Origin of the sequence: Delftia sp. UME58 (genome assembly GCF_014170385.1) — a bacterium.
GTDB lineage: Bacteria > Pseudomonadota > Gammaproteobacteria > Burkholderiales > Burkholderiaceae_C > Comamonas > Comamonas acidovorans.
The window spans coordinates 26154-50188 of sequence record NZ_LZZV01000021.1; the positions used below are offsets into that span (position 1 = coordinate 26154).

General features: G+C 66.7%; 19 protein-coding genes and 1 pseudogene. 9 read left to right on the top strand and 11 right to left on the bottom strand.

Annotation, left to right across the window (positions count from 1 at the left end):
* Window positions 1-319: 319 nt before the first annotated feature.
* The gene (dinG, locus tag A9976_RS09050; protein ID WP_183018731.1) at window positions 320-2494 is read right to left on the bottom strand and encodes an ATP-dependent DNA helicase DinG; all 2175 of its coding nucleotides are present in this window, start codon (window positions 2492-2494) and stop codon (window positions 320-322) included.
* 793 nt (window positions 2495-3287) lie between these two features.
* Here dinG and A9976_RS09055 point away from each other — a divergent pair.
* From A9976_RS09055 to A9976_RS09075, 5 genes are all read left to right on the top strand, one after another.
* Window positions 3288-4436, top strand: coding sequence for an efflux RND transporter periplasmic adaptor subunit (locus A9976_RS09055; RefSeq protein WP_013799937.1), 1149 nt, complete (start codon window positions 3288-3290; stop codon window positions 4434-4436).
* 21 nt (window positions 4437-4457) lie between these two features.
* The gene (locus A9976_RS09060; RefSeq protein WP_183018732.1) at window positions 4458-7562 is read left to right on the top strand and encodes an efflux RND transporter permease subunit; all 3105 of its coding nucleotides are present in this window, start codon (window positions 4458-4460) and stop codon (window positions 7560-7562) included.
* Between the two features lie 205 nt (window positions 7563-7767).
* Window positions 7768-8973 carry a TolC family protein gene (locus tag A9976_RS09065; protein WP_232245679.1) on the top strand — a complete coding sequence of 402 codons (1206 nt, stop codon included), beginning with the start codon at window positions 7768-7770 and terminating at the stop codon, window positions 8971-8973.
* A 231-nt stretch (window positions 8974-9204) separates the two neighbouring features.
* Complete coding sequence (locus tag A9976_RS09070; protein WP_017407046.1) at window positions 9205-9909, top strand: response regulator transcription factor; 705 nt, start codon at window positions 9205-9207, stop codon at window positions 9907-9909.
* Window positions 9910-9913: 4 nt separating this feature from the next.
* Window positions 9914-11314 (top strand): HAMP domain-containing sensor histidine kinase, encoded by a 1401-nt coding sequence (locus A9976_RS09075; protein ID WP_183018734.1) that lies wholly within the window; start codon window positions 9914-9916, stop codon window positions 11312-11314.
* 7 nt (window positions 11315-11321) lie between these two features.
* On the opposite strand, the gene A9976_RS09080 is transcribed toward A9976_RS09075, so the two are convergent.
* The 3 genes from A9976_RS09080 to A9976_RS09090 all read right to left on the bottom strand — a co-directional run bounded on the left by A9976_RS09080 (window position 11322) and on the right by A9976_RS09090 (window position 13297).
* Window positions 11322-11720 (bottom strand): YkgJ family cysteine cluster protein, encoded by a 399-nt coding sequence (locus A9976_RS09080; protein WP_013799932.1) that lies wholly within the window; start codon window positions 11718-11720, stop codon window positions 11322-11324.
* Window positions 11721-11849: 129 nt separating this feature from the next.
* Entirely contained in the window at window positions 11850-12314 is a 465-nt protein-coding gene (locus A9976_RS09085) for a MaoC family dehydratase (protein WP_016447265.1), read from the bottom strand.
* Window positions 12315-12325: 11 nt separating this feature from the next.
* Window positions 12326-13297 (bottom strand): tripartite tricarboxylate transporter substrate binding protein, encoded by a 972-nt coding sequence (locus A9976_RS09090; protein WP_016454189.1) that lies wholly within the window; start codon window positions 13295-13297, stop codon window positions 12326-12328.
* A gap of 126 nt (window positions 13298-13423) precedes the next feature.
* Between A9976_RS09090 and A9976_RS09095 the strand changes: the two genes are divergently transcribed.
* Together A9976_RS09095 and A9976_RS09100 are read left to right on the top strand one after the other, a co-directional pair.
* Entirely contained in the window at window positions 13424-14344 is a 921-nt protein-coding gene (locus tag A9976_RS09095) for a LysR family transcriptional regulator (RefSeq protein ID WP_026062803.1), read from the top strand.
* A 94-nt stretch (window positions 14345-14438) separates the two neighbouring features.
* Entirely contained in the window at window positions 14439-15602 is a 1164-nt protein-coding gene (locus A9976_RS09100) for a CaiB/BaiF CoA-transferase family protein (RefSeq protein ID WP_183018735.1), read from the top strand.
* A gap of 119 nt (window positions 15603-15721) precedes the next feature.
* On the opposite strand, the gene A9976_RS09105 is transcribed toward A9976_RS09100, so the two are convergent.
* The 5 genes from A9976_RS09105 to A9976_RS09125 are packed head-to-tail and all read right to left on the bottom strand — an operon-like array spanning window position 15722 to window position 20096.
* Window positions 15722-16699 (bottom strand): biotin-dependent carboxyltransferase family protein, encoded by a 978-nt coding sequence (locus A9976_RS09105; protein ID WP_099751009.1) that lies wholly within the window; start codon window positions 16697-16699, stop codon window positions 15722-15724.
* The gene (locus tag A9976_RS09110) at window positions 16689-17600 is read right to left on the bottom strand and encodes an allophanate hydrolase subunit 1 (protein WP_043820657.1); all 912 of its coding nucleotides are present in this window, start codon (window positions 17598-17600) and stop codon (window positions 16689-16691) included. Before A9976_RS09110 ends, A9976_RS09105 begins: the two co-directional genes overlap by 11 nt.
* Window positions 17597-18994, bottom strand: coding sequence for an acetyl-CoA carboxylase biotin carboxylase subunit (locus A9976_RS09115; RefSeq protein ID WP_183018736.1), 1398 nt, complete (start codon window positions 18992-18994; stop codon window positions 17597-17599). The genes A9976_RS09110 and A9976_RS09115 overlap by 4 nt, the downstream gene beginning before the upstream one ends.
* Before the next feature lie 11 nt (window positions 18995-19005).
* On the bottom strand, window positions 19006-19254 hold the full coding sequence (locus A9976_RS09120) for an acetyl-CoA carboxylase (protein WP_012201946.1): 249 nt from the start codon (window positions 19252-19254) through the stop codon (window positions 19006-19008).
* A 53-nt stretch (window positions 19255-19307) separates the two neighbouring features.
* Window positions 19308-20096 carry a 5-oxoprolinase subunit PxpA gene (locus A9976_RS09125; RefSeq protein ID WP_183018737.1) on the bottom strand — a complete coding sequence of 263 codons (789 nt, stop codon included), beginning with the start codon at window positions 20094-20096 and terminating at the stop codon, window positions 19308-19310.
* A 238-nt stretch (window positions 20097-20334) separates the two neighbouring features.
* Here A9976_RS09125 and A9976_RS09130 point away from each other — a divergent pair, with 238 nt between their 5' ends.
* Together A9976_RS09130 and A9976_RS09135 are read left to right on the top strand one after the other, a co-directional pair.
* Window positions 20335-21264: a LysR family transcriptional regulator gene (locus A9976_RS09130; protein WP_183018738.1), complete on the top strand. Its 930-nt coding sequence runs from the start codon at window positions 20335-20337 to the stop codon at window positions 21262-21264.
* Window positions 21265-21406: 142 nt separating this feature from the next.
* Window positions 21407-21700, top strand: a pseudogene (locus A9976_RS09135) (transposase); the annotation flags it as partial.
* A 43-nt stretch (window positions 21701-21743) separates the two neighbouring features.
* Here A9976_RS09135 and A9976_RS09140 read toward each other — a convergent pair.
* Entirely contained in the window at window positions 21744-22958 is a 1215-nt protein-coding gene (locus tag A9976_RS09140; RefSeq protein WP_183018739.1) for a diaminopropionate ammonia-lyase, read from the bottom strand.
* Between the two features lie 60 nt (window positions 22959-23018).
* Window positions 23019-24017 carry a tripartite tricarboxylate transporter substrate binding protein gene (locus A9976_RS09145; protein WP_183018740.1) on the bottom strand — a complete coding sequence of 333 codons (999 nt, stop codon included), beginning with the start codon at window positions 24015-24017 and terminating at the stop codon, window positions 23019-23021.
* Window positions 24018-24035 lie beyond the last annotated feature (18 nt).

A 24035-nucleotide genomic window follows, 5' to 3' on the forward strand; every position in this document is an offset into this window, starting at 1 on the left:
TGCACGCGCAGGCGCGTCCTGGGCGTTCTGCAGGCCTGTTGGCGGGGTCTGTTGGCGGGTACGGCCGGCTCGGGGAGCAGGCACGGTCTGCGAGATCCAGCTGTATCCAGCGGGATCCGGGACCGTGCTACACAGGCATGCAGGGAGATGCGGCAGCCGGGAAATACGGTTGCCCACAGGCTGTGTGCAAGTAGCCTGTGGGCAATCGGCAAGCTCGCGGACTGAAAAAATCAGCCGTGATCAATGACTTGCGTATGCAAAGGAATGCAGTGGCGACAGGGCGCTGCCTGTTTTTCGCATGCTTTCCACAGGGGCCGGCTCAGCGTGCCGGGCGGCGCTGCAAGGCAAAGGGCGGCAGGCCTTTGAGCAGCTGCTGGCCATAGCTGGTGTTCACCAGGCGCCGGTCATAGCAATACACATGGGCCTGGTCTTCCTCGGTGCGTATGGCGCGGCCCACCCACTGGGCCAGGCGGATCGCCGTGGCCGGCACCACCAGCTCATTGAAGGGGTTGCGGCCGCTGCTGCGCAGCCATTCGGCCCGGGCCTCGCCCACGGGGTCATCGGGCGGGGCAAAGGGCAGCTTGGTGATGAACAGGGACTCGCACAGCGCGCCCGGCAGGTCCAGGCCCTCGCCGAAGGACTGCATGCCGAAGATGATGGACGGCTCGCCCATCTCCACGGCATCGCGGTGGCGGGCCAGCAGCAGGGCGCGGGGCATGGCCGTCTGCACCAGCACCTGCGAGCGCATGGCGGTGGACAGCGCATCGACCGCTAGGCGCATCTGCTCGCGCGAGGTGAACAGCACCAGGGCGCCGGCCTGCACGTGGGACAGGTCGCCCAGCAGCGCGTCCACCATCTCCTGGGTGAAGCGGGCGGCCTCCTTGGGGTCGGCCACGGTCTCGCGCGCCACCAGGGTGCCCTGGCGCGCGTAGTCGAAGGGGCTGGGCACTTCCAGCGTGGTCACGGCCGCATCGTCGTGCAGGCCGGCCTCGCGCAAAAAGAAGTCGAATTGTCCACAGCTGGTCAGGGTGGCCGACGTGAGCACGGCACCGCGCACCTGGGACCACAGGTGGTGGCGCAGCGTGGCACCGGGCAGGATGGGGCTGGCATGGGCCTTGACCACGATGTACTCGCCATCTGTCTCCAACGTGAACCATTTGGCATTGGGAACGCGGCTACTGTCGTCATCCTGCGCTGGCTGCTGCATCAGCAGCTGGGCCGTGTCATAGACGGATTCCAGGCGGGGAGCCAGTGCTCCAACCTGTGCATAAGCTGTAGATAGCCTGCGTGCTTCCTCTGGATTGTCCTTGATGGCGGCGCGCAGTGCCTTGGAGATGGCGCGCAGTGCATCCAGAAAGCTGTTGGCATGGTGGGCCGCCTTGCCCAGAGGCTCCAGCAGGGGCTCGGGCAGCATGCCGCGCGGTGCGCGCACCCGCGCCGGCCCCCAGCTGTCCTTTTGTGACTTGAGCGTATCGCCGTACAGCTCCATCACCAGGCGCGCCAGTTCCTGCAGCTGCTGGCGCAGCTGGCTGGCATGGCTGGGCAGGTCGGCCAGTTCCTCCACTTCGACCAGGGTATTCACGCGCAGGGCGCGGCTGGTCAGCTTGTCTATCCAGCCCAGGCGGCTCAGGTCCATCTCGCCAGCGAATTGGCCCAGCGCCGTGGCGGGCAGATGGTGGGCTTCGTCCAGCACCAGCAGGCAGTTGTCCAGCTCGGGCAGCAGCCGCGCGCCCAGGGAGGACAGCAGCAGATCGTGGTTGGCCACGATGACCTGGGCGGCCACCAGGTCCTTGCGGCGCTCGTAATAGACGCAGTTGCTGAAGGCCGGGCAGTGCTTGCCAGTGCAGGACGAGGATTCGGCCGCCACGGGGCTCCAGGCCTCGGCCTCGGGCGGGGTCTCCAGAGAGTCGCGGTCGCCGTCCCAGGCCTGGGACGCCAGCGCGTTGGCCATGCTTTTGTAGAACTGCATGCGCGCCTCCAGCTCCTGGGCCGGGCGTGCCACGCGGCTTTGGGCCTGCGCCTTTTCTTCGGCGAACAGATCGTCCAGATCCTCGTCCTGGGCCTCGCCGGTGCTGGCCAGCCGCTCCAGCTTGAGCTTGCAGACAAAGCGGCCCCGCCCCTTGGCCAGCGCGAATTTGAAGGGCTGCTCCAGCTGCTGGGCCAGCGCGGGCAGATCCTTGTTCACCAGCTGTTCCTGCAGGGCGACGGTGGCCGTGGAAATCAGCACCCGGGTGCCGCGCGACAGCGCCATCGAAATGGCGGGAATGCTGTACGCCAGCGATTTGCCCACCCCTGTTCCGGCCTGCACCACGGCAATGGACCGGGTGGGCTCCGGTGCGCCCTCATCGATTTTTCCCAGCTGGGCCTGGCTGAAGGTCTGCGCGATCTGGGCCGCCATTTTTCGCTGCCCCTCACGATTTCGGAACCCTGGGATGGCCCCGACCACGTCATCAAAGGATTTCAGGGCCTGATCAGCCCATTTTTTTTCATGCATTTCGGCGTGTTTTGACCAAATGGATCATCTTGGTCCATCTGTTTATAAAGATTCGTACAGTGATATGTATTAAATAAGATGCGAAATCTTATGAAATACAGCGCACAAAGCGCGTTTTTCGTATGCCGTACAGCCTACAAGCTGCCCGTCATATGGATCACTGAACCCGCCAATCGCATGTGTGCACAGGTGGGTATCGGTCACCGGGATGGACATCTGTCCACCGGCTGTTCCTGGATTGTTCCCATGGCCGTTGATGGCCATGCGCGTGGCCGTATCCACAGTCTTGCCCACAGCGGCCAGGGCGTTCGGCCTGTGATCAATCCTGTGTGCATGTTGTTGGCATGCTTGTGGATTGATTGGGTGATTGTCGCCATTCACCGTTGATTTGCAAAGGGTTTTTCATGGATTCAGGTTCCCCGTGATTTCCAGAAGATGGTGGAAGTTGTCACCACTGTGGAAAACAGGGCCTGTGCAGATCTTTGGCTTTGCGGATGGTGCTTTTCCCCGGGATATCCACAGGTCTGTGGCCGCCGTGGCCTGGCCTTGGTCCATCGCCAGGCGGCAGGTCAGCGGCGGCACAGCGGATCGCGCTGGATCTCGAAAAAGCGCAGGCGATCCCTGCCAGGGATCGGCCCCGGGCGCCGGCCCAGGTACGCGAATGTCTTACCAAACGGTAATGAAGGCTTCACGCACGCAGGAAGATGCGTTTTCTAGCATCTGTTTCATCTCAGGAGACAAGGGTCGGCTCGCTGCAGTCCCTGCGCTCCAGGCATGGATTGAAGGGGCAAGAATGATCAAGACATTTGCGGGCCTGCCCAAGGCAGCCCGGTTTCCGGCGGCATCGGCATGCGCTGTCATCGCCGTGGCCTGCCTTGTGGCGGGCTGCGATGCATCCAAGGCATCGGCACAGAACGAACCTGCCGTGCAGGCGCCCGCGCCGGCCGGCGTGGTGCGGGTCAAGCCCGAGTCGCTGAAGATGCTGGACATCGCCGTGGTGGCCGATCCGCAGGGCACGCAAATGGCCTGGGCGCCCGCACGCGTGGCCTTTGCCGAGGACCGCGTGGCCACCGTCTCGGTGCCGCTGGCCGCGCGCGTGGTGTCGGTGCGTGCCCACGTGGGTGACATCGTCAAGGCCGGCGACGAGCTGGCCACCCTGGTCAGCCCCGAGGCGCTGCGCGTGCGCTACGAGGTGGAAGCTGCCCGCAGCGCGCATGACGTGGCAACCGTGGAAGTGCGGCGCCAGCAGACCATGGTGGACAAGGGCGTGGGCGTGGAAGTGGATCTGCGTGCGGCCCAGGCCAAGCTGCGCGAGTCGGCCCAGGAGCTGGCACGTGCCCAGGGCACGTCGGCGCTGCTGGGGCAAGGTGGCGGCGACCGGCTGGTGCTGCGTGCGCCGCGCGCCGGCGTGGTGGCCGAGCGCAAGGCCGTGGTCGGCGCCTCGGTCGAGCCCAGCGGCGAGCTGTTCCTGATCGGCGATCCCGCCGCCATGAACGTGGTGGCCGATGTCTTTGAAAGCGATCTGCCCGGCATCCGCCTGGGCAGTGCCGTGCAGGTCGATGTGCCGCAGTTGCCCAAGCCCCTGACCGGCACGGTGCGCCACCTGGGCGCCACGCTGGACAAGGAGTCGCGCCGCGCCTCCGTCATCGTGCAGCTCGATGCGCAAAACCCCGTGCTGCGTTCCGGCATGCAGGCGCGCGTGGGCCTGCAGGTCTCCAACGAGCACGAGATGCTGATCCCCGTGACGGCCGTGCTCATCAAGGATGAAAGCCGCAGCATCGTCTTCGTGCAGACCGGCGAGCAGCAGTTCGAGGCCCGCACCGTGGTGCTGGGCCGGCCCTCGCGCGGCATGGTGCCCGTGGTGTCGGGCCTGAAGTCGGGTGAAAAGATCGTCGTGCGCGGTGGCCTGCTGCTCGACGGCGCAGCCAGCCAGCTGCTCTGATCGCGGCCAGGAGACTCATCAATGCTGCGTTCCCTGATAGCGTTTGTGGTGCACCGGCGGCTCGTCGCCTTGTGTGCCACCCTGATCATCGCCATCTATGGCGTGTACTCATACCTGCACACGGCCATCGAGGCCTATCCCGATGTGACCAATGTGCAGGTCGGCGTGATTGCCCAGGCGCCGGGCCTGGCCCCCGAGGAGGTGGAGCGCCAGATCACCCAGCCGCTGGAGCGCGAGCTCAATGGCACGCCGGGCCTGGTGTCGCTGCGCTCGGAGAGCTACTTCGGTCTGGCCATGATCAACCTCGTCTTCAATGACGATGCCGACAGCTTCCATGCGCGCGCCGAGGTGTCGCAGCGCCTGCCCCAGGCCAATCTGCCCGATGGCGTCACGCCCGAGATGGCGCCCGACTACACGCCGCTGGGCAAGATCTTCTACTACCGCCTGAAGAGCGACCGCCACACGCTGGCGCAGCTGCGCACCGAGCAGGAATGGCGCGTGGTGCGCACCCTCAAGCAGGTGCAGGGCGTGGCCGACGTGGTCAGCATCGGCGGCTTCGTCAAGGAGTACCACGTCGAGGTGGATCCCGAGAAGCTGTATGCGCTGGGCCTGTCGCTGGAAGACGTGAGCGATGCCCTGTCCAAGTCCAACCGCAACGTGGGCGGCGGCCTGATGCGCCGGGGCGAGCAGTCGCTGATCATCCGCGGCATCGGCCTGCTGCGCACGCCGCAGGAGATCCAGGGCGTGGTCGTGGCCATGCGCGGCAGCGCGCCCGTGACCATCGGCGACGTGGCGCGCGTGGTGCAGTCGCACACGCCGCGCCAGGGCTCGGTGGGCATGGACGATGCCGACGACGTGGTCCAGGGCATCGTGCTGCTCAAGCGCGGCGAGAACCCCTCGGTGGTGCTGGACCAGATCCATGCCAAGGTGGCCGCGCTCAATGACGGCGGCCTGCCCGAGGGCATGCACATGGAGACCAACTACGACCGCTCCGACCTGGTCGGCCACACGCTGGGCACGGTGCAGCACAACCTGCTGTTCGGCGCCACGCTGATCGTGGGCGTGCTGTGGCTGTTCCTGCGCAGCCTGCGCGGCTCGCTGATCGTGGCCACGGTGATCCCGCTGTCGCTGCTGGTGGCCTTCATCGGCCTGCACCTGCTGGGCATGCCGGCCAACCTGATCTCCATGGGCGCCATCGACTTCGGCATCATGGTGGACGGTGCCGTGGTGCTGGCCGAGAACATCATCCGCAACGCCCGCCTGCGCAAGCCGCAGACGCAGGCGGACATGCGCCACATCATCATCGACTCGGCCGTGGCCGTGGCCAAGCCCACGCTGTTCGCCATGGCCATCGTGATCGCGGCGCTGATCCCCGTGTTCTCGCTCGAAAGCATCGAGGGCCGCATCTTCCGTCCGCTGGCCATGACCTACAGCTTCGCGCTGCTGGGCGCCCTGGTCTTCGCCATGGGCCTGGTGCCGGCACTGTGCGCGCTGTTCCTCAAGCCCCAGCACGTGATGGTGGAAGAGCCCAAGATCTTCGACCGCGCTCACCACGGCTACCAGCACTGGATTGCCAAGGTGCTGGACGCAGGCCGCCGCCGCGCCATGATCGTCGTCGCCTCGCTGGCCATCCTGGTGGCGGCCGGCCTGTCGGCCGCCTGGCTGGGCACGGAATTCCTGCCCGAGCTCGATGAAGGCGATGCCTACGTGCTGGTGCAGATGCCGGCATCGATCTCGCTGGAAAAGGGCCAGGAAGTGCTGCGCGACGTGCGCCTGCGCCTGAAGACCTTCCCCGAGGTGATCACCGTCACCACCGAGCAGGGCCGGCCCGAGTCCGGCACCGACAACGAGACGCTGAACCTGGCCAAGGTGCTGGTTCGCCTGAAGGGCCACGGCGAGTGGCGCAAGGGCCTGACCAAGCCCCAGCTCATCGAGCAGATGCGCGCCACGCTGAGCGAGATTCCGGGCGTGTCGTTCAACTTCGCCCAGCCCATCCGCGACAGCGTCGAGGAATCGACGTCCGGCGCGCGCGGCCAGGTGGTGCTCAAGGTCTTCGGCCCCGACATTCCGCAGCTGCGCTCCATCCTGCAGCAGACCGTGGACCTGGTGAAGGACATCGATGGCGTGGTCGACCTGGGCCTGTACCGCGATGCGCCTGCACCCCAGGTCCACGTGGAGTTCGACCGCCAGTCGCTGGCGCGCCAGGGCATTGCCATGGAGACCGCGCAAAAGACGCTGGAGGCGGCGCTGGCCGGCAACATCTCCACCACGCTCTGGGAGGGCGAGTACCCCGTGCCCGTGCGCGTGCGCCTGCCCTATGTGGACCGCATGGACGAGGAGCGCATCCGCAACATCGCCATCCCCCTGCCCAACGGAGGCTCGGTGCCGCTGCATTCGGTGGGCCAGGTGGCCATCAAGATCGGCAACTCCTCCATCTTCCGCGAAGGCAATGCGCGCTACATGGCGCTCAAGTTCAACGTGGAAGGCCGCGACATCGGCTCCGTGGTCAAGGACACGCTGGCCACGTTCAAGAAGAACGTGAAGATCCCCGAGGGCTACCAGGCCGTCTGGGGCGGCGAGTGGGAGAACCAGCAGCGCGCGGCCGCACGCCTGAAGATCGTGGTGCCGCTGTCGCTGATCATCGTCTACGCCCTGCTGTTCGGCGCGCTGGGCCAGGCGCGCAGCGCCGGCATCATCTTGCTGTGCGCGCCCTTCACCATGGTGGGCGGCATCGCGGCCCTGCACTTTGCGGGCATCGAGCTGTCCATCAGCGCGGCCATCGGCTTCATCGCGCTGCTGGGACAGGTGGCGCTGGCCGGCCTGCTGGTGATCTCGGCCGTGGAGGAATTGCGACGGCAGGGCATGCCCATGATGCAGGCCCTGGTCGAGGGCGCTGCAGAACGCATGCGCTCCATCGTGCTCGTGGCGCTGCTGGCGTTGCTGGGCCTGCTGCCCATGGCGCTGTCCACGGGCGTGGGCAGCGAGACGCAAAAGCCCTTCGCCTCCGTGATCGTGGGCGGCATGGTGGTGCTGCCCCTGGTGGCCCTGGTGCTGCTGCCCGTGCTCTATGCGCTGCTGGGCCCCAAGAACATGTTGACGCAGGAAGAACTCGATGAAAAAGAGTAAGCACCCCCTGAGCGGCTGCGCCGCTTCCCCCTCTCTCGCTTCGCGGGAGGGGGACGACGCCATCGCCGCGAGGCGGCTCTTGCTTGGCGTCTCTGATTTGGGCCGTGCCGGTTTTGTGGGTCGTTCACCTTATTGGGCCCTGTTTGTGGCTGTGGCGCTGTGCTGCGGGGCGGGTTCTGCGCTTGCGCAGCAGGCTGTGCCCGCTGTGCCGGCCATCACTGCGGCGCCTGCCTCCGAGGTAGCTCCGGCGGCTGCGCCGCAGCAGCCGGTGGGGATGCAGGAGTATCTGCAGATGGTGGTGCGCAACCAGCCCCAGCTGGCGGCGCAGCGGCTGCAGATCGGGATTGCGCAGGCGGACAGCCGCACGGCGGCGGCGTTTCCCAATCCCACGGCGTCGTACAGCAGCAAGCCGGGCGAGAAGCAGTGGGGCATCGAGCAGCCGCTGCCCATCTTCGGCCAGCGGCGTTTGCGCATGGAGAACGCGCGCAAGGGCGAGACGGCGGCGCGTGCCAATGTCGAGGTGGCCGTGGCCACCACGCTCAACGATGCAGCCACGGCCTTCATCGACCTGCTGATGACGCAGCAGCGCCTGAAGGTCTGGGAAGAGGCGCAGGAGTCGCTGAACGGCGCAGGCAATATCGTGCGCGGCCAGATCGAGGCCGGTGCGCGCAGCCGCTATGACGGCGCCCGCCTGAGCCTGCAGCAGGCCCAGATGGCCATGCAGGTCAGCCAGGCCCAGTCGGACTGGCAGGACGCCGCCTCGCACGCCGCCGCCCTGGCCGCCCTGCCCCAATGGGCGCCGCGCGCCACGGGCAGCCTGCAGGCCGTGCCCGTGGGCCAGCTGCTGCACGAGCAGGAGCTTTGGGAGGCTGCGCGCCAGCGCCTGCCGGCCCTGGTGGCCGCCCAGGCCGAGCTGGACCAGTTGCGCCACAAGGTCGAGCTGGAACGCCGCGAAGCCCTGCCCACGCCCAGCGTGAGCGTGGCGCGCGTGCGCAACCGCCTTGACGGCAACTACAACCAGATCGGCGTGTCGGTGGAGCTGCCGCTGTTCGACCGCCGCGAAGGTCCCATCGCGCGTGCCCAGGTGGAGGCCGAACAGGCCCAGCTGCGCTACGACGCCGCGCTGATCGAGGCGCGTACCGAGCTGCAGCGCGCCATCAAGCAGCTCAAGCTGCGCCGCGATGCCGTGCGCGCCTACGAAAAGCAGGGCCTGGCCCAGATCGCGCCGCTCAACCAGATGGCCCAGGACGCCTACAAGCTGGGCCAGGGCTCCATCCTGGAGCTGATCGATTCGCTGGGCTCCATCAACGAGCACCGCCTGGAGCACCTGGACCTGGTCAAGGAAATGATGTTGGCCGAGTGGCAGGTGCGCGTGGCCAGCGGCGATCTGCCGATGTGGGCAGCGCCCTGAGGCGCTTGACGCCCTTCCCCTCCTGCTGTGCGGGAGGGGCGGTCGGACCCTGGGTGGCACCCCGCGGTGTGCCTGGTCCGGATCACGCCAGTTTCATGCGGTGCGATGCCGCGCAGCGCAGCCCAAGGCTGAAAAGAGGTGGTAAACATGCCGGCACCCCCACCGATCTCGGCGGAGTCTGGCGCGCCGTATAGTGTCTGCCTCAGTTTCGAGTCAGGCCCTGCCGCCCGCATGTACCGCTATCTCATCATCGAAGACGACGCGCTGAACGCGCGCTACATCGCCGAAGGCCTGCGCCAGCAGGGCGCGCAGGTGGCGGTGTGCAGCGATGGTGTGCAGGGCATCGCCATGGCCGTGGGCGAGAGCTGGGACGTGATCATCCTCGACCGCATGCTGCCCAACGGCTTCGACGGCCTGCAGATCCTGCAGACGCTGCGCTCCATGGGCAAGCAGACCCCGGTGCTGGTGCTCAGCGCCCTGTCGGCCACGGACGAGCGCGTGCGCGGCCTCAAGGCCGGCTGCGACGACTACCTGACCAAGCCCTTTGCCTTCTCCGAACTCTCGGCGCGCCTGGAGGCCCTGGTGCGCCGCGCCCAGATCCCGGCCCCTGCGCGCGAGATGCGCCTGGCCGACCTGCGGCTGAACCTGCTCACGCGCAGCGCCGAGCGCGCAGGCCAGCCGCTGGCGCTGCAGCCGCGCGAGTTCCGCCTGCTGGCCTTTCTGATGCAGCATGCGCACCAGATCGTCACGCGCACCATGCTGCTGGAGTCGGTGTGGGACTACCGGTTCGACCCGCAGACCAATGTCATCGACGTGCACATCAGCCGCCTGCGCGGCAAGGTGGACAAGGGCTTCGAGCCTGCGCTGATCCACACCGTGCGCGGCGTGGGCTACAGCCTGTCGGACCGGCCGCAGGACCTGCCGCAGGTGGCCTGACCCGATGTCGCTGGCCAAGCCCTGGAGCTCCACGGCCTTCCGGCTGGCGCTGACCTACGGCGTGCTGCTGGTGCTGACCATGTCCATCGTGCTGTCGGTGTTCTACGTGCAGACCGTGGGCGTGCTGCGCATGCGCATGGACCGGCAGGCCGAGAACCACATGCGCCGCCTGGTCGAGCACCGCGACAAGTACGGCGAGCCCGCGCTGGAAGCCGAGATCCAGCAGACCCTGCTGGACGGCGTCAACACCGATACCGAAATCCTCATCCTCATGGATGGCGAGGGCAACCCCATCATCGGCAATGCCGACGTGGTGCCGGCGCGCCGGCTCACCGAGATGGGCGTGCGCGACCTCAAGGTGCGGCGCAATGGCAAGATCATCGCCGGCCGCGTGGCCGTGGCCCAGCTGTCCGACGGCAAGCTGCTGGCCGTGGGCAGCGACATGCAGGTGCAAAGCGATGTGGAGGAGCTGTTCGGCCGCGCCAGCCTGCTGGCCGGCCTGGTGGCCCTGGGCATGGCCGTGCTGGGCGCCGGGGCCTTCCGGCGCGTGGTGGAAGAGCGTGCCGCCGACATCCGCAGCACCATGGCGCGCGTGGCCACGGGCGACCTGCGCCAGCGCATTCCGGTCACGCGCCGCGACGATGAGTTCACGCTGCTCAACCGCGACATCAACACCATGCTGGACCGGCTGGAGCTGTTGATGGACGGCATACGCCATGTCTCCAACACCATCGCCCACAACCTGCGCACGCCGCTGACGCGCATCCTGCTGCGCCTGCGCAATGCCCAGCAGGCCACGCCCGAGGAAAAGAACGAGACGCTGGCACTGGTGGCCCAGGAAGTGGCCGAACTGGGCGTGGTCTTCGACAAGCTGCTGCAGATTGCCGAAGTGGAAAGCGGTGCCAGCCGCAAGAACTTCGCGCCCGTGGACCTGCGTGCCCTGCTGGTCGACGTGGTGGAGTTCTACGAACCGCTGGTCGAGGACGCAGGCGGCGTGCTGCGCCTGGAGGTCGAGGGCACGCCCATGGCGCTGGGCGACGGCGACCTGCTGGCCAGCGCCGTGGCCAACCTCGTGGACAACGCCATCAAGTACGGATCACTGCCCGACAGCGACCATGGCGCCGACATGCTGCTGCGCGCGGGCGTGGCCCACGAGCACGGCATGGACGGCGGCGCCTGGGGCGTGGAAATCATCGTGCAGGACCGCGGCCCCGGCGTGGACGCGCAGACGCGCGAGAAGATGAGCACCCGCTTTTACCGCGCCGAATCGGACCGCGAAGGCTATGGCCTGGGCCTGGCCAGCGTGCTGGCCATCGTGCAGCTGCACGGCGGCAAGCTGGGCTTCGAGAACATGCATCCGGGCCTGCAGGCAAGGATCTGGCTGCCCGGGTTGCCCACGGCCTGAAGCCGTTTCAGCGGTCCTTGTGACCGTAGGCGCAAAAGCCGGGCTTGGGCCCCTTCTTGGGGTGCAGGCGACAGGTTTCGGGCCGCTTGTCGTAGACCGTGCAGCGCCGCGATTTGGCATCCAGGAAATTGCAGTCCCCGCTGGCGCGCCGCGCCATGGTGAAGATGTTGTGCTTGGGGTTGTAGTGGTCGATCAGCCGCATCTTCATCAGCCGCTTGGCGATGAGCTTGGGCTCCACGTTGTCCACCTCGAACGGATCCACCAGTTCCAGCCGCACCAGATCGGGCAGCTGCACCTCCAGCGGCATGGTGCAGCAGTTGGCCGCACAGCTGTCGCACATGCCGGGCTTGTATTTGCTCCAGGAGTCGAGGCGGTCGACGTCGACGATGCTGATGGGGGATCTCATGGTGGGGGATGGGCGTGTGCAGGGCCGCTATTTTTCGCCAGAAAGCCCGGCGGCGGTTGCCGCGCCGGCGTAGCCAAGCGAGGGGGCGGGTCTTTGGGGGACGCTGCCCCTGCATCCATCCCCTGGCCTTCAGGCCGGCCGCTTCCTCAACAGGTATTTCTGAAACCCGTCGGACACCCGCTCGTCGCGCTGGTTCAGCACCTCGGTGGCCAGGGTCAGCACGCCCGTGGTGTTGCCGGGCTTGAGCTCGGACACCGTCAGCGTGCAGTACAGCGTGTCGCCCACATGGACGGGGGCCAGGAAGCGGCTGCCCTGCTCCAGAAAGCCCTTGAGCGATTCCTCGACCATGTGCGGGAACAGGCCGGCGCCTGCCGCCGTCTGTATGGCCACCTGGTAGCCGTGGGCCAGCATGTGGGGCATGCCGCGCGCACGGCAGTACTCCACGTCGTAGTGCACGGGATGGTTGTCTCCGCTGGCCAGCTGGAAGGCGGCGAACAGGGCATCGGTCATGGTGCGCGAGGGCAGGGCGAAGACCTCGCCCAGCGCGAAGTCTTCAAAGTAGCGCTGGGCGCACAGGGATGGATGGCGTGGCATGGCGACTCTCCTCAGTTCGCGCTCATGTGGGCGGCGCGGGCGACCTTGCCCCATTTGTCCAGCTCCTGCTTGAGGAAGGCGGCCAGCGCCTGGGGGCGCGGCTGCTTTTCCAGCACCAGGCCCATGTCGTAGGCCTTTTTCTGCAGACCGGCATCGTCCACCGTGGCCTGCAGGCTGGACTGCAGGCGGGCGATCAGTGCTGGCGGCGTGCCTGCGGGGGCGAACACGGCGTTCCAGGTATAGGCCTCGTAGCCGGGCACCTGCTCGGCGATGGCCGGGGTGTCGGGCGTCTGCGGCAGGCGCTGGGCCATGGTGGTGGCCAGCAGGCGCACCGTGCCCGCCTTGACCTGGGCCAGGCCCGTGGGAGCGCTGTCCAGCATGAAGGCCAGGTGCCCGCCGATGAGGTCCTGTATGGCCGGCGCACTGCCCCGGTAGGGCACATGCTGGGCCCGGGTGCCCGCCATCAGGTTCAGCAGCTCCGCGCCCAGGTGCGGTGCGCTGCCCACGCCCGCCGAGGCATAGCTGACCTGGCCGGGCCGCGCCCGCAGATAGGCCAGGAAATCCGGCAGGCTCTGCACGGGCAGCCGCTTGTCCACCACCAGCACCAGCGGCGCCCTGGCGAGCAATCCCACGGGCGCGAAGTCTTCCTCCGTGCGGTAGCCCAGCTTGTCATGGATGTAGGGATTGACGGCATGCGCCACCGTGGTCAGCAGCAGGGTGTAGCCGTCAGGGGCTGCCTTGGCAACCGCCTCCGTGCCGACCAGGGTGCCGGCACCCGTGCGGTTCTCGATCACCACGGGCGTGCCCAGCTTCTGGCTCCAGACATCGGCCATGGCGCGGCCGAAGGTGTCGGTGGGGCCGCCTGCCGCATAGGGAATCACCAGCTTGATGGGGCGCGCAGGATAGTCCTGCGCTGCGGCCGCGCCGGCGGCCAGAAGCAGGGCGGTGAGAAGGGTTTGGCGTCTTGCCGTCTTGAAGTCCATAATTTTCTCCGTTGTCTCCTGGCGCCGACTATAGAAATGCACGGCCAATGCAGCCAGTCGAATCATTGATAGGGCGGTTAGAAACCGTCTAACACCAAGGAAATGCTCCCGGCGGGCATGCAACGGATGCGATATGAATTGACGGATCTCAGGGTTTTCCTTGCCATTGCCCAGGCCAAAAGCCTCAGCGCAGGCGCGGCTGAAATGCATTTGACGGCGCCATCGGCCAGCTACCGGCTCAAGAATCTGGAGCAGGCCATGGGTGCATCGTTGTTTGAAAGAACGTCCAAAGGCATGGTGCTGACCCCGGCGGGAATGACGGTCAAGAAATACGCCGATTCCATTTTCGGCAGCGTGGACCGCTTGCACGGAGAAATGCAAAGACACATCAACGGAATATCGGGACATATCCGCGTCTTTGCCAACAGCAGCACGCTGACGGGAATCGCGCCCGTGCTCAGCCGCTATCTGGCCCATTATCCGAACGTCAATGTGGACCTGGAGGAGCGCCTGAGCGAAGACACGGTGCGCGCCGTGCTCGACGGCAGTGCCGATGTGGGCCTGGTGGCCGGCCAGATCGATCTGCACGGCCTGCATGCCATCACCTATGGCCACGATGAACTGGTGTTTGTGGTGCCCGCTGGCCACCCCTTGGCCGCCAGCAGCAGGGTGCCGCTGGAAACCGCGCTGACCTACGATCTGGTCTCGATCGGCCGCAAGACCAGCAACTTCCTCTACCTCCAAGGCATGGCGTCCAGGCTGGGCATGAATCCCAGGGTACGTGTGCACGCACCTACGTTCGAGGCCGTGCTGCAGTGCGTGCAGGAAGGCGTGGGCATTGCGCTGGTGCCACGCTCCATTGCCCGGCCGGCGCTGCAGGCGCGCAGGCTGGCTGCCGTGGGCCTGGACGAGGCCTGGGCGCAGCGCGAGCAGAAGGTGGTCACGCGCGAACCCGAAACCCTGCCCGCCTATGCCCGCGATTTCGTGGCCTATGTGGCGGCCCAGCCTTTGCCCGAGGAAGGCGCCGTGCAGGAATCCCTGCCTTAGAAGATTTGAAATTCCGCTTAGAAAATGCCGACTGGCTGGGTGATGGTCGCACTTCTAGAATGCGGCGAATCGAATATTCGCCTCGTTCAAGAAAATGCAGACACGCCCATTGGATGGTTTGACGGTATTGGCCATGGAACACGCCGTGGCAGGGCCTTTTGCCAGCCGGCAACTGGCGGACCTGGGTGCCAGGGTCATCAAGCTGGAGCGATTGCCCGATGGGGATTTTGCACGGGGCTATGACGACAAGGTCCATGGTGAATCATCCTTTTTTGTCTGGGCCAATCGGGGAAAGCAGAGCCTGGCTGCGGATATCAAGACCGCCGAGGGGCAGCATATCGTCGGGAAAATACTGGAAAAGGCCGATATCCTGATCCAGAACCTGGCACCGGGTGCCATGCAGAGAATGGGCATGGATTTAGACAGCCTGCATGAGAAATATCCGCGTCTCATCGTCTGCGATATATCGGGCTATGGCGAAGGCGGCCCGCTGAGCGACAAAAAGGCCTACGACCTGCTGATCCAGGCGGCAGCCGGCCTGATCTCGGTCACGGGCACGCCCGACCAGCCCGCGCGCGTGGGCATTTCCATCGCCGACATCGCGGCCGGCATGTATGCCTACTCGGGCATTTTGTCCGCCCTGCTGCAGCGCGCCCGCACCGGCCGGGGCCTGCGCGTGGAGGTGTCCATGCTGGAGGCGCTGGCCGAATGGATGTCCTACCCGCTGAACTTCGCCCGCTACGGCGGTGCGGCGCCTGCGCGCAGCGGGCTGACCCATCCTTCCATCGCGCCCTATGGCCAGTACACGGCCGGTGATGGCCGGAGCCTGATCTTCGGCCTGCAGAACGACCGCGAATGGCACAGCTTCTGCACCCATGTGCTGCAGCAGCCCGCGCTGGCGCAGGACGCGCGCTTTGCCACCAACCTGCAGCGCGTGGCGCACCGTGCGGAACTCGATGCGGTGATCGCATCGGTGCTGGCCCACCTGAGCCGCGAACAGGCCATGCAGCGCCTGGATGCAGGCGGCATCGCCAACGCGCCGCTCAACGACATGCACGCGGTCTGGAACCATCCCCAGCTGCAGGCGCGCCAACGCTGGCGCGAAGTCGCCACGCCCGCCGGCTGCATCCAGGCCCTGCTGCCCCCGGCCACGCTATCGGATGCCGAAGCCGCCATGGGCGCCGTGCCCGCGCTGGGCGAGCATACGCAGGCGCTGTGGGAGGAGTTTGGCGGGCAGGCTCGAGGCCGGCAAGAGTAATGCCCGATGGGTCCAGGCGGGCGATGGCGGTTGAACGACGCAACCCATTCGAGCGTGGCGAACTCGACCGCTGCCTTGGTTGCCATCGGCTCTCTTGAGAGGGACGAAGAGGGTCGCGCTCAGGCCGAGAGCGCTGCGCGCAAGCGCTCGATGCTTCGCCGCCGCTCGGCGCGTGCTTCGAGCGCCTGCGCCATATCGACTTCGACAAAGCGTGCCTTGTGGTTTGGCTGCATCTGGGCGATGAGATCCATGTCGGCGCTGATGACGGTGCCCACCATCGCGTAGCCGCCGCCCGAGACCGCATCACGGTGCAGGATGATCGGTTCGCGTCCGCCCGGCACCTGGATGGAACCGTATGGGTAGCCCGCATCGACGATGTTCGACGGGTCGTCGCCCGCGCCGAATGGCGGCGTGCGCTCGTGGAACTTCAGCGGCGTGCCGTTCTTGTAGCGGTAGCCGATGCGGTCGGCCTCGGAACCGACAGTCCAGGTGTCGGCAAAGAAGCTCTGCACCGACACCTCCTGCAGTCGGTGGAAGTAGATGCCCGGCAGCACACGCAGGACCACTTCCTTGTCGAGCACCGGCAGCAATGCGGCCTGCACCGTGCGACCCGCGCGGGCGGTGGCGGACGGTACTCCCACGGGCAGTCTGTCGCCGGCCAGCAGCTTGCGGCCATTGAGGCCGCCGAATGCGCCCAGGCCATAGGTCGAGCGGCTGCCCAGCACCACCGGCACGTCGATGCCGCCGGCCACGGCGATGCACATGCGCGCGCCGAGCTTCATGAAGTCGAAGCCGAGCCTGTCGCCGGCCTGCACCGCGAATGCGGTATTGCGTGGCACCTCATTGCCGTTGAGCTTGATCTTCGCGTCGGCGCCGGTCACGGCCACCAGCGCGGGCGCGTCGAACTGCAGCTCGGGCCCGAGCAGCGTGCTTTCGATGACGGCCGCACCTTCGTCGTTGCCGACCAGCAGGTTTGCGAGCACCAGGCTTTGCTGGTCGAGCGCACCCGACAGCGGAATGCCCAGGTGGTAGTAGCCGGGACGGCCGGCGTCCTGCACGCTGGTCGCGAGGCCGGGCTTGAGCACTTCAATCGCCATGGAGCACTTTCAGGAGCTGTTGGTTGTAGCCGCCCGGGTCGGCCAGGAAATCGTTGAGCGAGAACGACACTGGCGCGATGCGCAGCGCGTAGGTGCCGGCCTCGACCTGCGCGATCTGGCGGTCGTACTCGGCGCGGTCAATGGGCTTGTACTTGACGATGTCGCCGGGCTGGAAGAACACCATCAGCTCCTTCAGGTAGGACAGCCGTTGCGCCGGGTCGAAGATGGGCGCGGGCGTGACACCGAACATCTGGTAGCCGCCCGCACCACGCACCGAGTAGATGCAGCTGAAGCAACCGCCATGGCCCAGCGTGAGCCTGGGCGTGTCGGTGCGCGGGCTCAGGTACTTGGGCACCTGGATCTGGCGCTGGCGCTCGACCATCTGGAAGAGAAAGGGCAGGCCGGCCACGAAGCCGACCATCGACACGAACCAGGGCGCCGACGAGTGCGCCTCGATGAAGGCCTCGACCGAGACGTGGCCGTTGATGCGCGCCGCGTACTCGATGTCGGTGCCCGACGGGTCCTGGTGCCGCTCGCGAAAGCGCATCAGCGTCTCGTGCGTCCACGGGTCGTTGTAGAGCACGGGAATCTCGACGATGCGCGTCTGCATCTGCAGGTCGGCATCGCCCAGGCCCGCTTCGATGTCTTTGAGCATGGCGAGCAGTGCGTCGGGCGCGATCGCATCGGGGTCGAAGCGCACGAGGTAGGCGGCGTTGGCGGGACAGATCTCGGTCACGCCCGTGATCTCGCCCGCCTGTGCGCGGCGGCGCAGCTCATTGCAGATGGCCATGCCCTTGAAGAAGGCGGGCAGCGACATCTCCTCGCTGATCTCGACGAACAGGTGCTCGTCGCCGCCGAAGCTGTAGCGGGCCTGGGTGGGGAGGGTGCTGGCAGCGGTCATGCGGTCACCTCCGCAAGTGGAGCGGGTGCGCCGGCCAGCGGATTCGCCGCCAGCCAGGTTTCGAGAAAGCCCGTGTGGAATGCGGCCTGCGCCACGCCCGCGTCCTCGCACAGTGCGCGGTGCAGCGGGATCGTGGTGTGGATGCCTTCGACCTGCAGCTCGTCGAGCGCGCGCCGCATGCGGGCCAGCGCGCCGGCGCGATCGGTGTCGTGCACGATCAGCTTGCCCAGCAGCGAGTCGTAGTACGCCGGCACGGTGCAGCCGGGGAACAGCATGGTGTCGAAGCGCACGCCGGGGCCGCCCGGCACCACGAGCTGCGACACGAGGCCCGGGCTCGGCATGAAGCTCTTCGCGGCGTTCTCGGCGTTGATGCGCACCTCGATGGCTGCGCCGGTCAGCCGGATGTCTTCCTGCTGCAGGCGCAGCGGCTGGCCCAGCGCGATGCGCAGCATCTCCTTCACGAGGTCGATGCCGGTGATCATCTCGGTGACGGGGTGCTCGACCTGGATGCGCGTGTTCATCTCGATGAAGAAGAACTCGCGCGTGTCGTCGTCGTACAGGTATTCGAGCGTGCCCGCGCCGCGGTAGGCCACGGCATGGGCCAGCCGCAGCGCCGATTCGCACAGCGCCGCGCGCGTGGCCTCGCTGATGGCGGCCGAGGGCGCTTCTTCCCACACTTTCTGGCGGCGTCGCTGCAGCGAGCATTCGCGCTCGAAGCAGTGAACCACGCGCTGGCCGTCGCCCAGGATCTGCACCTCGATGTGGCGTGCCTGGCGGATGAAGCGTTCGAGGTACACCTCGCCGTTGCCGAAAGCGGCCTGCGCCTCCGCCGTGGAGGTGGCGAACTGCTGGCGCAGCTCGGCTTCGTCGTGCGCCACGCGAATGCCGCGCCCGCCCCCGCCGGCCGAGGCCTTGACCATGATGGGGTAGCCGATGCCCTTTGCCAGCGCGACGGCGGTATCGGCGTCTGTCACCACGCCCACGCTGCCGGGCACGGTGGGCACGCCGGCCTTCATGGCCGCGGCGCGCGCGGCGGCCTTGTCGCCCATGGTGCGGATCGCGTGCGGCGTCGGGCCGACGAACACCAGGCCCGCGGCCTCGACGCGCTCGGCGAACGCGGCGTTCTCCGACAGGAAGCCGTAGCCCGGATGCACGGCGCCGGCGCCGCTGTCGGCCGCCGCTTGAAGAATTGCGTCCACACTCAGATAGCTCTTGGTGGCATGCGCCGGGCCAATGCGCACGGCTTCGTCGGCCATGCGCACCGCGAGGCTTTGCGCGTCGGCGTCGCTGTAGACGGCGACGGTCTTGAGGCCCAGTTCCTTCGCGGCGCGGATGATGCGCACCGCGATCTCGCCACGGTTGGCGATGAGCAGTTTGTCGAATGCGGCGGTCATGGTCCGGGGCCTCACGCCGTTTCGATGACGGCCAGCGCTTGGCCCGGATCGACGGGTTCGCCGTTCTCCACGGCAAAGCCCCGCAGCCGTCCGGCCACGTCGGCCGTGACTTCGCTGAACTGCTTCATCACCTCGACCAGGCCGATCACATCGCCCACGGCCACGGTGTCGCCTTCGGCCTTGAACGGCGGCGCGTCAGGCGCCGAACGGCGGTAGAAGGTGCCCGGCAGCGGGCTCAGGACTTCATGGGTAGCGGGCATCGATGCACTCCTGGAAACGGGAACAAGAACGAAAGCGGGAAGAACGGAAAAGCTCAAGGCTGCGCCGGCGCAGCTGCATCGGCAAAACCTGCAACTTCGATGCCGTGCTCGGCCAGTGCGCGGCGCGTGGCCTTCACGAGCGCCAGCGCGCCAGGCGTGTCGCTGTGGATGCAGACCGAGTCGAAGCCGATCGCCAGGTCCTGGCCTTCGACCGTGCGCACCACGCCTTCGGTGCAGGCGCGCAGCACCTTGGCGGCCACGGCCTCGGGGTCGAGCGCGCCGACGCGGCGGGTGAAGACGATGGAGCCGCTCAGGTCGTAGTCGCGGTCGGCATAGAACTCGCGCGCCACGGGCTGGCCCAATTCGCACGCCACCTGGAAGGTGACGGACGATTCCATGCAGAACAGGCGCAGCGTCGGTTCGATCTGCTGCAGGGCCGTGACGAGTGCGCGCGACAGCGCCTCGTCGCGCGCCGCATGCATGTAGAGCGCGCCGTGCGGCTTGATGTGCTGCAGCGTCATGCCGGCCAGCCGCGCGAATTCGCGCAGCGCGCCGAGCTGGTAGACCATGTCGTTCACCAGCTCGTCGGCCGGTGCATCGATATGGCGGCGCCCGAAGCCCACGAGGTCGCGAAAGCCCGGGTGCGCGCCGATGCCCACGCCGTTTTCCCGGGCCAACAACACCGTCTTGCGCATGATGTTCGGATCACCCGCATGAAAGCCTGTGGCGATATTGGCCGAGCTGATCAACGGCATCAATTCCTGGTCCACACCATCGCCGATGGCCCATGGACCGAAGCTTTCGCCCATGTCGGAGTTCAGATCAATCAGCGTCTTCTTCACGTTTCACCTTGTGTTGTTGGCACGGCCCGATGGCAGCAATGCGGGACAAGGTGAAGATTAGTCAGCTGAAAATCGGCTGAAAAGCATTATTTACAGGCGATGCGATATCTGAAAAACAGATATGCCGACTGCCTGCAATGAACGCTACCCTGCAGATCAGTGAATCCTCGGTATCGGATTTGCGCGCGCTGGCATGTAATTTTTGAGAGATAAGTAAATACCCCAGGAAGACCGCACCATGTCTCTCACCCTTCGCCAGCTCAAGTACTTCACGGCGGTGGCCGAAGTGGGGCGCATCTCACATGCGGCACTGCAACTCAACATCTCGCAATCGGCGGTGACCACGGCAGTCCGGGAGCTGGAGGAAATGCTGGGGCAGCAGCTGTTTGAGCGACAGCCTCATGGCGTGGAACTGACCCGGGCCGGACGGCGGTTTCTGAGCCATGCCTATGCCGTGCTCTCGGCTGCCGACGAGGCGATCCGCATGCCGCATGAGGGAGTGAATGTCGAGGGGACGCTGACCATTGCCGCCACCTACACGGTGCTCGGCTACTTCTTGCCCCATCACCTTCAGCGTTTCGAGCAATTGCATCCGCAGATCAAGGTCAAGGTGCACGAAGTAGTGCGTGAAGCCATTGAGGAGGGACTGATCACGCAGCAATACGACATGGGAGTACTGCTCACGTCCAATGTGGTGCTGCGCGAGCTGTCGCTCGAGACATTCTTTGGCTCGCAACGCCGACTGTGGGTGCCGGCCAAGCATGCGCTGCTCGAAAAGGCGGAAGTCACGCTGGCCGATGTGGCTGCCGAGCCCTACATCCTGCTCACCGTGGACGAGGCTGCGGGCACTGCAATGAAATATTGGAGCAAGACGCCGTACCAACCTCAGATCAGGCTGCGCACGAGCTCTGTAGAAGCAGTGCGCAGCACCGTGGCGAATGGCCTTGGCGTGACCGTTCTCTCGGATATGGTTTACCGACCTTGGTCGCTGGAGGGAAAGCGCATTGAAACCATCAGTCTGCGCGACGCCGTGCCTACGATGAACATCGGGCTTGGGTGGAAGCAAGGCATCGAATTTTCCCCAGCGATGTCGGCGTTTCGCGACTACTTTAGGCAGTTGTTTCTCGAGCCGGTCGTGCATCAAGGCAGAAGGAGGCCCGGCGGTTGATGTCGTTGGTCGGACATGCTCCGAATTTCTCGCGCATGCGAATGCATCAATTGAAGAATGCCGGCGATGCTTGGGGAAGGTCTGCATCAATCGCCTGACGACCTGCTTGGCATCGACGTGGAGCACTGAGACGATACGCAACCTGAAGCAGCACAGCCTGGGCTTGGGACAGACAGCCCAAGCGAACGCGGCGCGGGGAGTTCCTGGACGAGATGGAGAAGGTCGCGACTTGGGCCGACCTTGTGATCCTGGTGTCGCCCTTTTTGCCGCAGGGCAAGCGCGGCCGCCCCCTGTTCCCGTGCGAGACCATGTTGCGCATCCACTTCATTCAACAGTGGTTCGCGCTGGGCGACCCAGCGATGGAGGAAGCGTTGCACGACCTGCCGGTGTTCGCGAGCTCGCAGGGCTCGAAGGCTGGGACGAGCGGCTGCCCGACCCGGGTTATCAGTGATGCGGGCTGCTCGATTGCCGCTGCCGTGCTACGGCGCAAACCATGCCAGCTGGCGCCGCTGTACCGATTCGGCGGTTTCGCCCACAAGCTCTTCATAGACCTGTGGCGCGGTGGCGCCTTCGGTGTTGATGAACAGCACGCTCGCGTCGGGGTGCAGGCCTGCCCTGGCGGACAGCGCGCAGTCGCCGCGCAGCACCTCCAGTGCCGCCAGGCCGGCCGTGCCGGATTCCCCGGCAACGATGGGAATGTCGGGGCCGCCCCGGGCCAGGGTGCGCATTGCCGCCACGGCCTGGTCATCCTCGATGGTCATGAAGTGATCGACACTGGGTGCCAGGAAGCGCCAGGCCAGGGGCGAGGTGTCGCCGCAGGCCAGCCCCGCCATCACAGAATCGACCGTGCCCGTGGCCTTGGCGGCATGTCCCTTCATGGCGCTTTGCAGCAGGCAGTCGGCCTGCGCGGGCTCGACGACGATGAAGCATGGCCGTTGCGCGCCATGGAGTTCCCACAGGTAGCTGGCCAGCCCGGCCGCCATGCCGCCCACCCCCGCCTGCAGGAAGACATGGGTGAAGGCGCCGGCTTCATCGGCGCGAGCCCCGGTCTGCTCGGCGATCTCGGCCGCGATGGTGCCGTAGCCCTGCATCACGTCGCGGGGGATGTCCTCGTAGCCTTCGTAGGAGGTGTCGGAGATGACCTGCCAGCCATGTGCCTGGGCCAGTCGCTCGGCCTCCCGCACCGACGCGTCGTAGTTGCCCGGGACGCGGATGATCTTCGCCCCGAAGTCGGCGATGGCCTTTTCGCGCTCCAGGCTCACCTGTGCGTGCAGGACGATGGCACATCGGCACCCCGCGTCGCGGGCCGCAGCCGCCAGGCTGCGGCCATGGTTGCCATCCGTGGCGCTGACCACGGTGTAGTGCTGCAGCAACTGCGCGTATCGGCCGCTCAGCACCAGGCCCGGCTCCAGCCCGGGATGCAGGCGCATAACCTGGCGCACGAGGGCGACGGACGCGCCCAGCGCCTTGAAGCTGCCCAGGCGGGAGCGCAGCGATTCATCCTTGACGCACATGCGTGCCACGCCCAGCCGCCGGGCCAGCGCGGGCAGCTCGTGCAAGGGTGTGGCCCCGGGTGTGAGGCCGGGCCAGGCGGCCAGCCAGCGGCGGCTTTCCTGGGCGCGCTCGATGCTCATGATCGCGCGAAGTTCGGCGGGGTAAGGCGCGCGCACGGCGCGCGGGTTGGCGTACAGCATGCAGTGTTCCCTCGAAAGGCATGGATGGAGTGCGGGCGTTGGCGGGACAAGGAGGCGGGTTCAGTCGGCCTGGATGCCCGCTTCGCGCACGACCTTCTCCCATTTGGCGGATTCGCCGCGGATGAAGCTGCCAAACGCGTCCGGACCCATGCGCGTGTAGTTCAGCCCCTGGGCCGCCAGCATGGAATGGGCGCTGGGGGACTGCAGGGTCTTGTCAACCTGCGCGGCCAGCATCTGCCGCACCGCCAGCGGCGTGCCCGCGGGCGCCAGCAGCCCGGTCCAGTTCCTCACTTCCACGCCCTGCACGCCCGCTTCGGCAAAGGTGGGGATCTGGGGCAGGGCGGCGGTGCGCACCGTCCCCATCGTGGCCAGGGCGATCAGTTGTCCGCCGCGGATGAAGGGCAGGGCGGGCTGTGCCGTCGCGAAGGACATCGAGACCTGGCCTCCCACCACGTCGGTGATGGCCGGGACATTGCCCTTGTAGGGCACATGCGTGATCGACGTGCCGGTCACCGCCTTGAACAGCTCGCCAGCCAGATGCCCGGTGGTCCCCGTTCCGCCCGATGCGAAAGTCAGCCCGCCCGGCTTTTCCCTCGCACGCGCGATCAGCTCCTTGACCGAGCCCACGTGCAGGGACGGGTGGACCACCAGCACGGTCTCGGCATCGGCGACGAAGGCCACCGGGGTGAAGTCCCTGTCCGCGCGATAGGGCATGCGCTTGTAGATCAGGGGGTTGATGACCTGCGTGCCGATGGTGCCCATGACCAGCGCATGGCCGTCGGGCGCGCTCTTGGCCACGGCATCGGCACCGATGTTGCCTCCCGCGCCGGGGCGATTCTCGACCACCACCGGCTGGCCGAAGGCCGTGGTCATGTCCGTGGCGACGAGCCGAGCCAGTGCGTCCGAATAGCCTCCGGCCGGAAACGGCACCACGATCTTCATGGGCCGGGCGGGGAACCTGGCGGCAGGCTCTGCGGCCAGGGATGCAGCGGGCAGCGCGGCCACCGCGAGCACCGCACCTGCCAGTGTGGCGCAATGTCTGGAGAAGATGGTCTTCATGGTGTGCTCCTGCGTGTT

What these genes read in the sequence shown, in the direction of transcription:
- A9976_RS09090 (WP_016454189.1), bottom strand. Translation starts at nt 13,297, where the DNA reads ATGGACTTCAAGACGGCAAGACGCCAAACCCTTCTCACCGCCCTGCTT.
- A9976_RS09100 (WP_183018735.1), top strand. Translation starts at nt 14,439, where the DNA reads ATGCAGACACGCCCATTGGATGGTTTGACGGTATTGGCCATGGAACAC.
- A9976_RS09110 (WP_043820657.1), bottom strand. Translation starts at nt 17,600, where the DNA reads ATGACCGCTGCCAGCACCCTCCCCACCCAGGCCCGCTACAGCTTCGGC.
- dinG (WP_183018731.1), bottom strand. Translation starts at nt 2,494, where the DNA reads ATGCATGAAAAAAAATGGGCTGATCAGGCCCTGAAATCCTTTGATGAC.
- A9976_RS09145 (WP_183018740.1), bottom strand. Translation starts at nt 24,017, where the DNA reads ATGAAGACCATCTTCTCCAGACATTGCGCCACACTGGCAGGTGCGGTG.
- A9976_RS09055 (WP_013799937.1), top strand. Translation starts at nt 3,288, where the DNA reads ATGATCAAGACATTTGCGGGCCTGCCCAAGGCAGCCCGGTTTCCGGCG.
- A9976_RS09080 (WP_013799932.1), bottom strand. Translation starts at nt 11,720, where the DNA reads ATGAGATCCCCCATCAGCATCGTCGACGTCGACCGCCTCGACTCCTGG.
- A9976_RS09085 (WP_016447265.1), bottom strand. Translation starts at nt 12,314, where the DNA reads ATGCCACGCCATCCATCCCTGTGCGCCCAGCGCTACTTTGAAGACTTC.
- A9976_RS09115 (WP_183018736.1), bottom strand. Translation starts at nt 18,994, where the DNA reads ATGACCGCCGCATTCGACAAACTGCTCATCGCCAACCGTGGCGAGATC.
- A9976_RS09075 (WP_183018734.1), top strand. Translation starts at nt 9,914, where the DNA reads ATGTCGCTGGCCAAGCCCTGGAGCTCCACGGCCTTCCGGCTGGCGCTG.
- A9976_RS09140 (WP_183018739.1), bottom strand. Translation starts at nt 22,958, where the DNA reads ATGCTGTACGCCAACCCGCGCGCCGTGCGCGCGCCTTACCCCGCCGAA.
- A9976_RS09130 (WP_183018738.1), top strand. Translation starts at nt 20,335, where the DNA reads ATGTCTCTCACCCTTCGCCAGCTCAAGTACTTCACGGCGGTGGCCGAA.
- A9976_RS09120 (WP_012201946.1), bottom strand. Translation starts at nt 19,254, where the DNA reads ATGCCCGCTACCCATGAAGTCCTGAGCCCGCTGCCGGGCACCTTCTAC.
- A9976_RS09070 (WP_017407046.1), top strand. Translation starts at nt 9,205, where the DNA reads ATGTACCGCTATCTCATCATCGAAGACGACGCGCTGAACGCGCGCTAC.
- A9976_RS09105 (WP_099751009.1), bottom strand. Translation starts at nt 16,699, where the DNA reads ATGGCGATTGAAGTGCTCAAGCCCGGCCTCGCGACCAGCGTGCAGGAC.
- A9976_RS09060 (WP_183018732.1), top strand. Translation starts at nt 4,458, where the DNA reads ATGCTGCGTTCCCTGATAGCGTTTGTGGTGCACCGGCGGCTCGTCGCC.
- A9976_RS09095 (WP_026062803.1), top strand. Translation starts at nt 13,424, where the DNA reads ATGCGATATGAATTGACGGATCTCAGGGTTTTCCTTGCCATTGCCCAG.